At 69.2% G+C, this 14,594-nt stretch carries 7 protein-coding genes; 5 read left to right on the top strand and 2 right to left on the bottom strand.

The window, feature by feature from the left end:
- The first annotated feature begins 212 nt into the window (after positions 1–212).
- From ACTIFF_RS09900 to ACTIFF_RS09880, 5 genes are all read left to right on the top strand, one after another.
- The gene (locus ACTIFF_RS09900) at positions 213–632 is read left to right on the top strand and encodes a DUF4398 domain-containing protein (protein ID WP_439536675.1); all 420 of its coding nucleotides are present in this window, start codon (positions 213–215) and stop codon (positions 630–632) included.
- A gap of 30 nt (positions 633–662) precedes the next feature.
- Positions 663–1,580 (top strand): OmpA family protein, encoded by a 918-nt coding sequence (locus ACTIFF_RS09895; protein ID WP_439536674.1) that lies wholly within the window; start codon positions 663–665, stop codon positions 1,578–1,580.
- A 145-nt stretch (positions 1,581–1,725) separates the two neighbouring features.
- A complete protein-coding gene (locus ACTIFF_RS09890; RefSeq protein WP_439536673.1) occupies positions 1,726–2,160 on the top strand; it encodes a hypothetical protein in 435 nt (144 codons plus the stop codon).
- A complete protein-coding gene (locus tag ACTIFF_RS09885; protein ID WP_439536672.1) occupies positions 2,157–3,650 on the top strand; it encodes an RAD55 family ATPase in 1,494 nt (497 codons plus the stop codon). Before ACTIFF_RS09890 ends, ACTIFF_RS09885 begins: the two co-directional genes overlap by 4 nt.
- 25 nt (positions 3,651–3,675) lie before the next feature.
- The gene (locus tag ACTIFF_RS09880; protein WP_439536671.1) at positions 3,676–5,304 is read left to right on the top strand and encodes a diguanylate cyclase domain-containing protein; all 1,629 of its coding nucleotides are present in this window, start codon (positions 3,676–3,678) and stop codon (positions 5,302–5,304) included.
- A gap of 6 nt (positions 5,305–5,310) precedes the next feature.
- Here ACTIFF_RS09880 and ACTIFF_RS09875 read toward each other — a convergent pair whose 3' ends face one another.
- A complete protein-coding gene (locus ACTIFF_RS09875) occupies positions 5,311–6,204 on the bottom strand; it encodes a YihY/virulence factor BrkB family protein (protein WP_439536670.1) in 894 nt (297 codons plus the stop codon).
- Entirely contained in the window at positions 6,201–14,564 is an 8,364-nt protein-coding gene (locus ACTIFF_RS09870) for a GH36-type glycosyl hydrolase domain-containing protein (protein ID WP_439536669.1), read from the bottom strand. Before ACTIFF_RS09870 ends, ACTIFF_RS09875 begins: the two co-directional genes overlap by 4 nt.
- Positions 14,565–14,594 lie beyond the last annotated feature (30 nt).

Raw genomic sequence — 14,594 nt, 5'->3', positions numbered from 1 at the left:
GGCGCCAGTGCGCGCGAGAAATCTGCGCGACAGGCCTCTTCCGGTCTGTGCGCTGCCGCACTTCGAGCGCGCGGCCCCATGGCGCGCGCCGGCACGGATGTGCGCAAACAGACAGACAGCGGACCGGCCGGCGTTCAGGCTGCGTCCGGAGCCTCACCACCACTGTCCGCCACCCGGCCGCAGTCGATGGACACATTGCCCAGGGAATCACCATGACCATGCACAGCCCGCACATCCGCGTCGCACCCACACTGCCAGCCATGGTCCGGACGACCTGGCCCCTGCTGGCCCTGGCACTGGCTGCCCTGTTGCTTGGCGCCTGCGCCTCCACGCCGCTGCCAGTGGAAAAGATGGCCGTCGCGGAAGCCGCTGTCGAACGGGCCAGCAGCGCCGGCACCCGCGAAAGCGCCCCGGCCGAACTGCAGATCGCCATCGGCAAGCTCACCCGTGCCCGCCAGGCGGTGGTCAACAAGGACTACGAACGCGCCGGCCAGCTGGCCGAGCAGGCCGAGCTCGATGCCCACGTGGCCGAGGCGCATGCGCAGGCAGTGCGCTCGCAGCGCAGCGCCACCGAGTCGCAGAACGCCGCCCGCGTGCTGCAGGAAGAAATCAACCGCAAGATCGTTCGCTGACCTGAACGTTCAGCGCATCAGGAGCCCCAGATGACACCCCATACCAAGATCCGCACCCTGTGCATCGCGCTGTTCGGCGCTTCGCTGGCCGCCTGCAGCAGCGTGCCGGAGCGCAACAGCGCGCTCGACCAGTCACGCGAACGCGTGGTCGCCGCGCGCAGCGATCCCCAGGTCAGCGCGCTGGCCGCCGACGAACTGCGCGACGCGGAAGCGTCCGTCAGCAAAGCCGAACAGGCCTGGACGGCGGGCACGCGCAAGGACACCGTCGACCACCTCGCCTATCTGGCCGACCAGCGCATCGTGATTGCCCGTGAAACCGCGACCGGTCGCGCGGCACAGGCCGTGACCGCGGGAGCGGCCGCCGAGCGCGACCGCATGCGGCTGGCCGAACGCACGGCCGAGGCCGACAACACACGCCGTCAGCTGATCGCCTCCGAGCAACGCAGCCAGGTCAAGAGCAATCAGCTTGCCGAGGCCGAATCGTCGGCTCTGCGCGATCAGGCGAGCATGGAACAGAGCCGGTCACGGGTCGAAACGCTGGAAGCCGAACTGACCGCCCTGAATGCGAAGAAGACCGATCGCGGCATGGTCGTCACGCTGGGCGGCGTGCTGTTCTACAGCGGCAAGGCGGATCTGCTGTCCAGCGGATCAGCCGACATGATCCGTCTGGCCGATTTCTTCAAGCGCAACCCGCAACGCAGCGCAACGATCGAGGGCTACACCGACAGCGTGGGCTCCGCTTCGAGCAACCTTGCGCTATCCGGGCGCCGGGCGAACGCCGTCATGGCTGAACTGGTCAAGCTCGGTGTGGCGTCGGATCGGTTGAGCACGCGCGCTTTCGGCGAAGATCAGCCGGTGGCCGGCAACGACACCGCCGCGGGTCGGCAGATGAACCGGCGCGTGGACATCGTGTTCGGACCGCCGCCGAGCGGAGTGTCCAGCAATTAACCGGCACGGGATGCTGCGCCCGGCCGCCCGACTGCTGCCGCACCGCAGGCAGCCCGGGGGCGTCGGCGCGAAAAGCCGAACGGAAGAACGGTCCCGGGGCGTACCATCAGCAAGCAGCCGCGAGCCAACCACCACCGGACCATCGATGCAAAGCGACTCACGAGACGTCGGGGAAGCGGGATCTCACCAGGCGGATGCCGCCACCCCACTGCCTTCGGCTGCATCCACGCTCGATGCGGCAGTCGCCGCATGGGAGACGCTGCACGCAAGTCTTTCACCCATCATCGGCCAGCGCGGCGTAGCCGCGCTCGTCAAGCGCAGCCTTTATCTGACGCGTGACACCCATCCCTGGCTCGCTCCGGTCTGCGATACCGCGGCCGGGCAGGATGTAGTGGCCACCCTGCGCAGTGCATTGCTGCTGCAGGCCGAAGCCGAAGCCGCCGCCGCTCATGGCGCGCTGCTCGAAAATTTCCGTGATCTGCTGTCGACACTCATCGGTGCATCACTGACCGAGAGGTTGCTGCGGCCGGTACTCGACAACACTTCAAGCGGCTCCGCCGCGCAGGACACCTCGCAATGAACACTGGCAAAGCAAGCATCAATCGCCTGAAGACGGGTGTTCCAGGGCTGGACGAAGTGCTCGGCGGCGGGCTGCCGGAGTTCTCCTGCAATCTGATCGCCGGCCCGCCGGGCTGCGGCAAGACCACGCTGGCGCACCAGATCATGTTCGCACTGGCCACGCCCGAGCGGCCAGCGATCTATTTCACCGTGCTCGGCGAGCCGCCGCTGAAGATGCTGCGCTATCAGCAGCAGTTCGATTTTTTCGAGCTGGACAAGCTGAACCGCTCGATCCGCTTCGTGAATCTGGCCGACGATGTCGCCTGCGGCAATCTGGACAAGGTGCTCGAACACATCGTGGCCGAGGTGGAAGCGCGCGGACCGGGGCTGGTGTTCGTCGATTCCTTCCGGTCGGTCATTCTGGCCAGCCAGAACGAAGGCACGTCCTTCATCACGCTGCAGCACTTCATCCAGAATCTCGGCGTGCTGATGACGAGCTGGCAGGCGACCACCTTCCTGATCGGCGAATACTTCAGCGATTGTGATCCGAACCCGATCTTCACCGTCGCCGACGGCCTGATCTGGCTGCGCCAGAGCGTCGAACGCAATTCGATGGTGCGCAAGATGGAAATCATGAAGATGCGCGGCCAGCCTTCGCTGCCCGGCCTGCACACCTTCCGCATCGGAAGTTCGGGCATCCAGGTGTTTGCGCCGCCGCAGGTATCCGGCGCACCGCGCGTCGACCGCGCGGCGGCCGGTGCGGCCCGGGTGGGCATGGGCGTGCCCGGTCTGGACGACATGATGGGGGGTGGCCTGCCGCGCGGCTTTTCGCTGCTGGTCGCCGGCCCGTCAGGTTCAGGCAAGAGCACCCTGGCCACGGCCTTTCTGACCGAAGGTGCGCGCCAGGGTGAAACGTCGGTCATCGCCGCCTTCGAACAGCGGCCACGGCTGGCCCAGGGTGCAGCGCTCGCCCCGCTGATCCGGGCCGACCGCATCGGCGTGGTCGACAGCAGCGCACCCGGTGTATCGGTCGATGAGATCGCCCGTCTGCTGATCACCGAAATCAACCGCCTGAAAGCCAGCCGGGTCGTCATCGATTCGCTGTCCGGCTTCGAACTGGCGCTGGCGCCGACTTTCCGCGCCGACTTCCGCGAATCGTTGTCCCGTCTGGTGTCGGCACTGGCGAGCACCGGTGTCACCGTGCTGATGACATCGGAACTGGAAGATCGCTTCAACGACCTGCGCTTCAGCCCCTATGGCACCGCCTTCATGACCGATGCCATCATCGTGCAGCGCTATGTCGAGGTCGACAGCCGGCTCAGGCGCGTGATGGCCGTGGTGAAGGTGCGCGGCAGCGCGCACTCGAACGAGCTGCGTGAGTTCACCATCGGCGATGCAGGCATCTGCATCGGCGACCGGATCACCGGCCAGGAAGGACTGCTCGGCGGGCAGCCGGCGCGGCGCGATGCGGACGGACTGGATGGTTCGGCGTTTCAGGGTTCGGCAACCTGACTCGCCACGGCGGGTTCAGGTCATCATGAGCAACCGGCCGCCGGATGAAGCGCCGGCCGCCGCAGCCGACGCGACCGTTGCGCATTTCGAAGCGCAGGCCCATGCGCTGAAAGGCGAACTGACGCGCCTGCAGCGCGAACTCGATGAGCTGAAGCATGCCTTCAGCGCGACACAGGCCGCCGATCTGCTTGAAGCGAACGAAAACCTCGTGCTCGCCGCCCTGCAGGCGGAGGCGATCGCCGAAAGCGCCACACTGACGCTGGACGAACTGGCGCGCAACAGCCAGCGCGACCCGCTGACCGGCATGCCCAACCGCGCCCTGATGAATGACCGGCTGGACAGCGCGATCACGCTGGCCCGACGGCGCGGTACGCACATCGCGGTGCTGTTCATCGATCTGGACTACTTCAAGCCGATCAACGACACGCTCGGCCATCCGGTCGGCGACGCCGTGCTGTGCGAGGTCGCGCGCCGTCTCGAAGATGTGGTGCGCGACTCGGACACCGTCAGCCGCTACGGCGGCGACGAATTCCTGGTGCTGCTGGCTGAAGTGACCCAGGCGTCGGATGCGGCCCAGATTGCCGCCAAGATGCTGGCGTCGCTGACGGAGCCCTGCCACGTCGGAGACACCGTGCTGCGTCTGTCGGCCAGCATCGGCATTGCGCTGTTTCCGGAAGATGGTGATGACGCCGGCACCTTGATCGACCGCGCCGATGTCGCGATGTATCGCGCCAAACGCGAAGGCGGCGGCTGCTTCGACTTTCACCGTGAAGACACCGCCCGCGCGGTCGGCCTGATACCGCGCGTCGGCCCGGTCAAGCCGCTGCCGATGTCGCGCCACGAATTCGTGCTGGCGGAGCGCGAAATGCACGTGCGCGATCTGCGTGAAGCCAACGAAAACCTGACGCTGGCACTGCTCGCCGCACGGGAGCTCGACGAGCACGCCGATCAGGTGCGCTGGCGGCAGATCCGCTTCCTGTCGATGGTGGCCCAGAATCTTCGCAAGCCGCTGCACCCGATCCGCACGGCGGCCGGACTGTTCAGCCGCGCGCGGCAGGACGAGGCGATGCGCGCCCGGCTGCCGGCCATCATCAAGCGACAGGTCCGTCGCATGTCGCGACTGGTGGATGATCTGGTCGCGGCGGCCCAGCCCGGTGGCGCCGATGTCATGTTCGAGCGGCGGCCGATCGACCTGATGACGGTGCTGGGTCAAGCGTCAGAACAGGCACGCCGCACGCTCGAAGGCAGGCGTCAGCGTCTGGTGACCTCCTGGCCGGCCGGATTGCCGGCTGCGCGGGGCCATGCGGTGCGCCTGATCGGCATCATCGCCCGGCTGCTCGACAACGCATCCAGTCATTCAGCCGACGGCAGCGAAATACGCCTTTCGGTCGACACGCTCGATGGATGGGTGCGGATCACCGTGTCCGACGACGGCGCAGGCATCGCAGCCGACGCGCTGCCCACGATCTTTGCGCCCGCCGAGTCGACCCTGCCTTCTCCACGCCGCCGCGGCATGGCCCTGTACATGCTGCGCGATCTGGTCGAAGCACAAGGTGGCAACCTGCTCGCCACCAGTGGCGGACACGGACGCGGCAGCCAGTTTTCGATCAGCCTGCCGCAGGACGTCCATGCGGTCGCCAGACCGAAGGGGTGAAGGCGTTCAGTGCCCGCGGGCTGCGGCTGACCCGCCCGCGCGCGGCGGCGCGGCCGGTATGACTTCCACCGCCAGCGCAGCACCGAGCAGGAAGATCTGGCTCGATCCGTAGAACCAGATCAGCAGCGCAGCAAAGGAGCCGGCCGCACCCAGCGCCGATTCCGTGGCGGTGGTCGCGATGTACAGCCCGATGCCGTAGCGCCCCAGCATGAACAGCATGGCGGCGAAGCAGGCGCCGACCGCGGCGTGCAGCCACGGCATGCGATGGTCCGGCAGCCAGCGCAGCAGCGTGGCGAACAGCAGCGCGATCACACCGAACGAAAACACCGCTTCGACCAGCAGCACCACCGGCAGCAGCACTGGCCAGTGGCTGGTCACCTTGTGCATCGCCAGCAGCACCGCGGTCTGTGCGACCAGCGCCACCGCGAGCAGAAAGCCGCCGCCGAGCACGATGCCCAGCGCCAGCAGCCTCACCTGCAGCAGACGGAGCCACGAAAATGGCACGGCCTTTTCGCCCAGCATGGCCTGCAGTGCGGCGCGCAGTTCGATGAACACACCGGTCGCACCGATCAGCGTGCCGCCGAGCGCCAGCCAGGGCCCCACCGAGCCGTTGCCGTCACCGTTCGAACGTTCGCTCGCACGCTCCAGCAAGTCCGCCACGGTACCGGCTTCGCGCGGCCCGATCAGCCCGGACAGTGCATCGATGAGCGCCACCTGCGCACTTTCGTCGCCGAGCACCCAGAACATGACGCGGGTCACGACGACGATCAGCGGCGCGATCGCAAACGCTGCGTAGAACGCCACCGCCGCGCCGTACGTCATGCCGCGCGCGTCGTCGTAGCGGCGCAGGGTCGCCAGCGCGATCCGCCAGACTTCGGTCAGCGCGCGCGGCGGCGTCATGCCGTGACCGCCTGTACCGGCGGGCGGGTGGTCGAGGTCACATTCGCCGCAGCGATCACCAGATGGCGGCTGAGATCGCCGGCAGACGCCAGATCCAGCCATTCGCCGACCGCCAGCGGCAGCAGGCCGGCCGCACGCGCGCGGGCGATCTCGGACAGCGCCCCCGCCGCACACACGGTGACTTCGTGCCGACGACCGGCGCGCAGCACCGTCAGCGTCACGGTCGGCCAGTGGCTGGGCAGACGAGGCACCACGCACAGGCGGCTCTGACGCACCCGCAGGCCGCATATCGATTCGATGGCCGCGTGGTGCATCCAGGCGGCCGAACCGGTGTACCAGCTCCAGCCGCCGCGTCCGGCATAGGGGGGCTGGGTGTAGATGTCGCCCGCCATCACATAAGGTTCAATGCCATAGGCGGCGCCCCGCACCTCGTTGTCCGAGCGGTGAGCCGGACTGAGCCCGGTGAACGTGCGCCAGGCCGCGTCGACGTCACCCAGTTCGGCCTGCGCCATCAGTGCCCAGACCGCGGCATGTGCGTACTGGCCGCCGTTCTCGCGCACGCCGGGCGGATAGGCCTGGATGTAGCCGGCGTCGGGCCGGGCGTGCTGCAGCGGCGGATCGAGCAGTCGCACGAGGCCGTTCGTCTCGTCGGTCAGCAGTCGGCCGACCGATGCCATCGACGCCTGCTGCTGCGCCGGTGTCGCCACGCCGGACAGCACCCCCCAGGCCTGCGCGATGAGGTCGATGCGGCATTCTTCGTTGCGGCGCGAGCCGAGCGGCGTGCCGTCGTCGAAGAAGGCACGCACGAACCATTCGCCGTCCCATGCCTCGCCGTGCAGGGCATCGCGCCAGCCGGCCGCGGCCAGCTGCCATCGTTCGGCGCGGCCTGTTTCGCCCTCGGCATGCGCAAGCACGCTGAAGCGGGCCACCACCTGACACAGGAACCAGCCCAGCCAGACCGACTCGCCCCGTCCTTCATGACCGACCCGGTTCATGCCGTCGTTCCAGTCGCAGGTGCCGATCAGCGGCAGCCCGTGCGTGCCGACCGCGAGACTGCAGTCGATGGCCCGTGCGCAGTGTTCATACAGCGACACCGGCTGCGTGCCGACCCGCGGCACGAAATAGGCATCTTCCGCACCGTCCGGTATCGGATCGCCTTCGAGGAACGGCACCAGCTCGTCGAACACCTCGACATCGCCTGTGACCTCGATGTAGCGGGCCGCGGCAAACGGCAGCCACAGGCGGTCATCGGAACAGCGGGTGCGCACGCCGGCACCGGTCGGCGCATGCCACCAGTGCTGCACGTCGCCTTCGGGAAACTGGCGCGACGCCGACAGCAGCAGCTGGGCACGCAGCAGCGCGGGCGCGGCGACGCACAGCGCCATCGCATCCTGAAGCTGGTCGCGAAAGCCGAAGGCGCCGCCCGACTGGTAGAAGCCGGCACGCGCCCACAGGCGGCAGGCCACCGTCTGGTAAGGCAGCCAGCGATTCACCAGCACATCGAACAGCGGGTCGGGACTGCTCACCGTGACGGCATCGAGCAGGCCGGCCCATTTCGCGCGCACGGCCTGTTCGCGCTGCACGGCGCCCTGCTCCGCGGCGGCGCGCGCCAGCGTGCCGGCGGCACGCGGCGAGTCCCCGTGACCGAGCAGGAACACGTGGGTGCACGCCTCACCCGGCGCCAGGCTGACCGTCGCAGACAGCGCGGCGCACGGATCGACGCCGAGGGCGTCCTGCGCGCCGAACCGGTCCGGCATGACTTGCCGGCCGTCCGGGCCGAACAGTTCGCGCCGATCGCAGGTCCAGTCGGCCAGCGTGGCGACAGCCGGTCTGCCGTCGGCACCCTCGCGCTGCAGCACGACAAAGGCGGTGCTGTTGCCGAAGCCGGCATGGCCATCGCACTGGGTGGCCAGCAGCGCCTCGATCGGCCGCGCCGAAGCCTCGGGCGGCGCCAGCCGCATGAACATCGTGCGGACCGACTGGCGATCGGTGCGCAGCGCGCCGATCACCCACTCGAACAGACCGATCACCCGCAATGACTGTGCGCGGGTACCCCGATTGGTCAGCACGATGCGCACCTGCTTGACCGACTGCTCCGGGTCGACGCACCAGGTCGCCTTCACCTCGATGTCGCCGCGCCGGTGACGCAGCGTCGTCAGGCCCTGCCCGTGTTCGATGCGGTAGGGCACGTCGGCTGCAGCGGCGCCGGCGCCGATGCTCCAGATGTCGCCGCTGCGCAGGTCCTGCAGATGAAAGGTTTCGCCGCCCGCATCGCCGACCGGGTCGTTGGACCAGCCGGTGAGCTGGTTCAGCCGGCTGTTGCCGGCCCAGGAGTAGCCGGTGCCGGCTTCAGACACCTGGCTGCCGAAATCCGGATTGGCGAGCACATTGATCCACGGCCGCAGCGTGCGGTGCGCATCGGTCACGGTGAAGAGGAAATCGCCGCTTGCACCGTCGAACGCACCCTTCGGCGGCAGACCGATGGCGCCGTGACGTGGGGCGGGCAGCGCCGTCGCCGGCTGGTCGGCGCGCGCCTCAAGCGCGCTGTCATGCCAGTCGACCAGATCCTGCACGTGATGCGACAGGGGCCGGCCGTCGGCGTGCAGGCTGGCCCGGGCCAGCGCATTCAGCGCGGCGCGCTCGGCCGGCGACAGTTCGTCGGCGTGCACCAGATACAGGCCGCAGGCACGTGCCGGTGCCGTCGCGACAACCTCGGCCGCGTAGCGCTCGCGCAGCGCGGCCAGTTCGGCCTGCAAGGGCATCAGATAGGAGCGGGCCTCGCTGTTCATCACCACCAGATCGCAGGTCAGTCCGCCCCACGACCACCAGCGCAGCGCCTGGAACAGCGACCTCAGCATGCGCACGCCCTGCACGGCGCTGGCCCACACGACGATGATCGGCCGGTCGCCCGACATGCCGAGCCGCCACAGCGTGCGCCGGTCATGCAGCGCGTCACCCGCCGGCGCTTCAACCGGTGCCGGACGCGACATCAGCAGCGCCAGTGTCGTCGTCAGCAGCTGGATCGCGGCGCGATCGTCGGCATTGACCCGCATTTCGCGCAGCCGGATGCTCGCGAACGTGCCGGACATCAACGATGAACGTTCGACCATGGCGTCCTGCCGGTAGCGCTCGACCAGCGCCTGCAGCGTGTCGCGCGCATCCGCAGCCGCGGTGCCGACAGTGAGCGACGCCATGCCGTGCGCCGGCAGATTCAGGCGCATCGAAAGCGAAGCCAGCGGGTCGAGCCCGGTCACGCAGTCCTGTTCCGCTGCGTGCGAGGCGATCGACGGATCCGCCGCCCTGCCGTAATCCGCCCGCGGATGCGCGGCGTCGCAATGGCGCCCGAGCCAGCGCGCGCGGTCGGTCTGCACCGTGACCGACGTCAGGTGCAGGTCGGCGTGCGCGATGAAATGCACCGCGTGCAGCCCGGTTTCGGTCGACAGCCGCGGCTTGCGCGAAAAGTAGGCGGCACGGCTGGCTTCATCCCAGGTCGCCTGGACGAACAGCTTGGCGAAGGCCGGATGCATTTCGTCGGCGCGCGCCTCGGACAACGACACTTCGAACATCGACATCAGTTCGACTTCGATCGGCTCCGACGAGGTGTTCCACAGCTCGATGCGGCGCAGCTCGACGTCGTCTTCCGGGCTGACCCACACGGTGCAGCGCGTGCGCAGGTCGGCCCACTGCGCGTCGAGACAGACGCGGTCACTGTGGAAGGTGGCGCTGTAGTCCGCCAGCGGGTCGGCCGCCGGATGCTGGGTGATCGACACCGGTGCGGCCTGCGGCGTGCGCCGCAGATAGAAGAAGGTGCCGTAGACGTCGCGCAGCGCGTCGTCGCGCCAGCGCGACACGTCGGCCGTGCCGAAGCGGCTCCAGCCGGCACCGTTGGCGCGCAGCGCGACCGAATAGCGACCATTCGACAGCAGGTGGGTCGGCTGCAGCGCCGACGCGCCCGGACGGACCAGGCGGGTGACGCCGGGCAAGGCATCGCGCCGGTCGTTGCGGGTCGGCGCCGGCGGCGGCGCGAGCAGTCGCGACACCTCGCGCGGCACGCGTTCCTGCAGCAGCGACGCGACGGCGTCGATGCGCGGCTCGGCCATGCACCAGCGCCGGGGCGCACCGTCGAGCAGCAGGTTGGCCAGGGCGACGATGGTCATGCCCTGATGATGCGCCATGAAGGTACTGACCACCGTGAACGCGCTGCCGTCGGTCTGGCGGTCGGCCACGAAGTCCAGCGCTTCGGCGAACCCCATGTCGCGGCGGGCATTCAGGCCTTCCATGCGCCGCAGGTTGTCGATGGCGGCCGCCGGTTCGAACATGGCGGCCAGCGCCGTGGCATAGGGCGCGACGACGATTTCGTCGGCCGGCGTGCGGCGCAGCGCCAGTCGCGGCACGCCCTGCGGCGAATACTGGTAGGCCAGCGTGTGGTCGCTCGCGGCATAGGCCGATTCCGACAGGCCCCACGGCACGCGGTGGGTGCGCCCGAACGCCCGGTGCTCGCGCACGGCGGCCTGCGCGGCGCTGGCCAGTGCGCTGCCCGGCAACTCTTCGAGCACCAGCGACGGCATCAAGTATTCGAACATCGAACCCGACCAGGAGCGCAGCCCCGCTTCGCTGCCGGTCGCGAAGAACGGCCGCCCGAGCGCCGCCCAGTGCTTGACCGGCACGTCGCCCTTGGCAATCGCCCACAGGCTGGCCAGCCGCGCCTCGGAGGCGAGCAGGTCGTAGTAACTCTTGTCGAGCGTCTGTTCCTCGACCAGATAGCCGATGTGGAACAGGCGCCGGCGCTCGTCGTACATGAAGGCGAATTCCGCTTCGAGCGCCAGCCGGCGGCACTGTGCCGCCAGCGCGATCAGGCGCAACGGTGCGTTGCAGGCGCGGTCGGCGTCGTCTGCCGGTCGCGCCGCCAGCGCGTCGCAGGCACCAGCCAGCGCGATCAGGTGACCGCACAGATTGCCGCTGTCCACCACCGACACATAGGCCGGCGCCAATGGCGCGAGCGTCTGCGTGTCGTACCAGTTCAGGAAGTGGCCGCGATGTCGCGGCAGCACCGCCAGCGTGGCCAGCGTACGTTCGCAGCGGGTCAGCAGTTCGAGCGTGCTGATCCAGCCGAAACGCCGCGCGCAGGCGGCCGACAGCAGGTAGAGGCCGATGTTGGTCGGCGAGGTGCGCTGCGCGACCATCACGTAGGGCACGGTCTGCACATTGTCCGGCGGCAGATAATTGCTGGCCGGTCCGACGTGGCGCTCGAACAGCCGCCAGGTATGGCGTGCCACATCGAGCAGGTAGGCGCGATCGCCGGCGGGCAGTCGGTAGCGATGGCGGTGCGCCGATGCGCGGCTGGCCAGCGCGATCCACAGCGGTGTGCCCGCCCACAGCGCACACACCGACAGCGCCAGCACCGGCGCAGACGTTCCGCGCCACCAGAGCAGCGCGAACACACCGATCGCCAGCGCGCTGACCGGCCAATGCACGCGCCACAGGCCGGTCAGGCTGTGCCGTGCCGCGGACTGCGCATCGGCTGCGGTGGTCCATTGCAGCAGGCGCCTGCGGCTGATGGCCGTGCGCCAGAGCGCGCGCACGATGGCGTCACCCAGATGCAGCGCATTGCGCAGCAGCAGCGCCAGATTCCACAGCATGCCGCCGAGCGCGCGACCGATGTCGACCAGCCCCTGATGATAGAAGTGACGCAGCGCAAGGTCGTCACGCGCCGGTGCCATGCCGGCCAGGGCGCCGAGCAGCGGGCCACCGCCGAACGCGGCAGCCATCAGCGCGAGCACGCCCCAGGGCGACAGCAGATCGCTGCCCAGTGCGAGCAGCAGCAGCACGACCGAGAACGGCGCGACCAGCGAACGGCGCAAGTTGTCGATCATCTTCCAGCGGTTGATCGCATCGAGGTCGAACCGGCGCGCCCGCCACAGCAGCGGCCACAGCTGCCAGTCGCCGCGCGTCCAGCGGTGCACGCGCGAGGACGCGACGTCGGCGTGCATCGGCGCCTCCTCGATCAGCGTGATGTCGCTGACGCCGCCGCAGCGCGCGATCGACCCTTCGATCAGGTCGTGACTGAGCACCTGGCCCTCGGGCAGCCGCCCTGACAGCACCGCGTGCATGGCCTTGACATGAAACAGCCCCTTGCCGGTGAACGTGCCTTCGTCGAACAGGTCCTGATACAGCTCGGAGGTTTCGGCGCTGTACGGGTCGACGCCGCAGCGTCCGGCGAACAGGCTGTGGAAGGGCGTGGCATGCAGCGGCGACGGCAGCGGCGTGACGATGCGCGGCTGCAGCACCGCGTAGCCGGCCACCACGCGGCCGCGCGCAGCATCGACCCGCGGACGGTTCAGCGGATGCGCCGCCACACCGACCAGTTCGCGCAAGGCCCCCGGCGGCAGCAGGGTGTCGCTGTCGAGCGTGACGACAAACGGCGTGTCGAGCGCCGGTTTCGAGCGGGGCCCCAGATCGACGAAGCCCGACAGTCCGCCCGCCAGCAGGTCGATCAGCTGTTCGAGCTTGCCGCGCTTGCGTTCCCAGCCCATCCAGCACTGTTCGCTGTCCGACCAGCGCCGGTCGCGGTGCAGCAGCAGGAAGCGGCGCTGCGGCAGGCCCTCGTCGACGGCGTCGGGCGGATACAGCGCTTCGAGCCGGTCGATTTCGGTGACGGCGCTCGCCAGCAGTGCGGCGTCCGGCCCGTCGTGCGCGACCTTCGAATCGCTGAAATCGGTGAGCAGCGCGAACTGCGCGTACGGCTCGCAGTTCGCCAGGTGGTGGCGTTCGAGCTGGCGCGCCAGTGCGCGGATGGCCGTGGCCGACGACAGCATGGCCGGGATCACGACCAGCACGCGCAGCGTGGGTGGAATGCCGGCGAGCAGCGCTAGCCGGGGCAGGCGGCGCGGCGGCACCCATTCGCTGATGAGCCGGTTGAGCACGGCGATCACCGCCTCGCTCGCCGGCAGCAGCGCCAGCACCGCCAGCATCGCCCACACCGGCGCCGTGACGGACGGTGCCACGGCGTGCTGCAGGAACGCCAGCGCGAGCAGCGCACTGCCGACACCCAGCACGGCGAGATAGACCGGCACCGCACAGCGGTTGCGCAGCTCGCCGAAGCCGGACAGCAGGGCCGGGCGCAGGCCGAGCGACCGGCGCATCGCACCGGCCCCGCCGCCGCGCAGCCAGAAACTTGGCGACTCGATCGGCGCCGACGGGTCGAGCTGCGGATCGCTGACCGGTACCCGCATGTGCTCGAGCAGCCGCTCCGCCACCGCCAGTTCGCTGTGGCCGCTCGTGCGCGCCAGCCGCTCGATGGCGTGCAGCGTGGCGTCCTGCGTGTCGTCGCGCTCGGCGCGGAAGGTCGCTGAAGCCAGCATCAGCTGCATCAGCATGCTGGTCTGCGCGATCAGCGCGCGCCAGTCGGCGTCGCCCAGCATGCGCAGTGAACCGATGGCGTTGCTGACGCTCAGGTTGTCGGCCGCTTCGTCGGCCTGCTGCCTGGCCTGCGCGCTGGCCGGATCCGGCAGTGCGCGCGCCAGCGCTTCGCGCACCGACTCCCGGCCGCGCAACCCGGCGGCGGAGCGCGATCCGGAATCGGAATGCAGCCGCTGCATCACCTGCAGCGCAAACACGGTACCGACACGACGCGCCTGCATCAGGCCGAACATCGCATCGGCATCGATCATGCGGGCGTGGCCGCCCGCGCGGCCGCTCGCTTCGCGTTCCAGCCCGTCGCACCACAGATTGGCCAGTTCACGTGCCGCCTTGTCGGCCGCCACGCGCTCGGACAGGCGGCGCAGGTTTTCGATCAGCACCACGCGCAGCGTGGTCGGCAGGGCCCACAGTTCGCCGAGGTTCAGTTCGCTGGTCTGCTGGTAGGCATTCAGGAATTCGATCAGCAGATCGTCGTTGAAGGCGCTGTCGGTGTGCGCGACGAAGGCCCAGGCGACGCCGTAGATGCGCGGCAGGCCGGCCAGATGATCGCCGACCAGCACCGGCAGGTCGCGAAAGTACCGTCGCGGCAGACCGTCATGCACGGCCTTGATCTGGGCGGCGACCAGATGGAAGTTGTCCAGCAGCCATTCACCGGCCGGACTGACGTGATGGCCGATGCGTTCCTGCAGCCCGATGTAGTGCTGCGCCTCGCGCAGCACCTTCATGTTGTCGTGCAGGCGCGGGAAGAAGGCGGTCGAGCGCGGCGCCTTGAGCCGCGCGGTCTGCGCTTCGCCCAGGCTGCGGCCGTGCTGCCGGAAACGTTCGGCGCTGAACAGCTCGCCGCGGATCGGTGACTCGATCACGCCGCGTGACGGATCGATCAGTGCGAGCGCCTCGGCGCCGGCGTCGGGTATCTGCCGGCGCAGTCGCGCCCGGCTCATGTAGACATTGGCATTGGAACCCTGGGCCGG

It is taken from the genome of Methyloversatilis sp. (assembly GCF_051861465.1).
Lineage (GTDB): Bacteria > Pseudomonadota > Gammaproteobacteria > Burkholderiales > Rhodocyclaceae > Methyloversatilis.
Note: the sequence above shows the minus strand (reverse complement) of the source record. Positions and strands in the feature narration are given on the sequence as shown.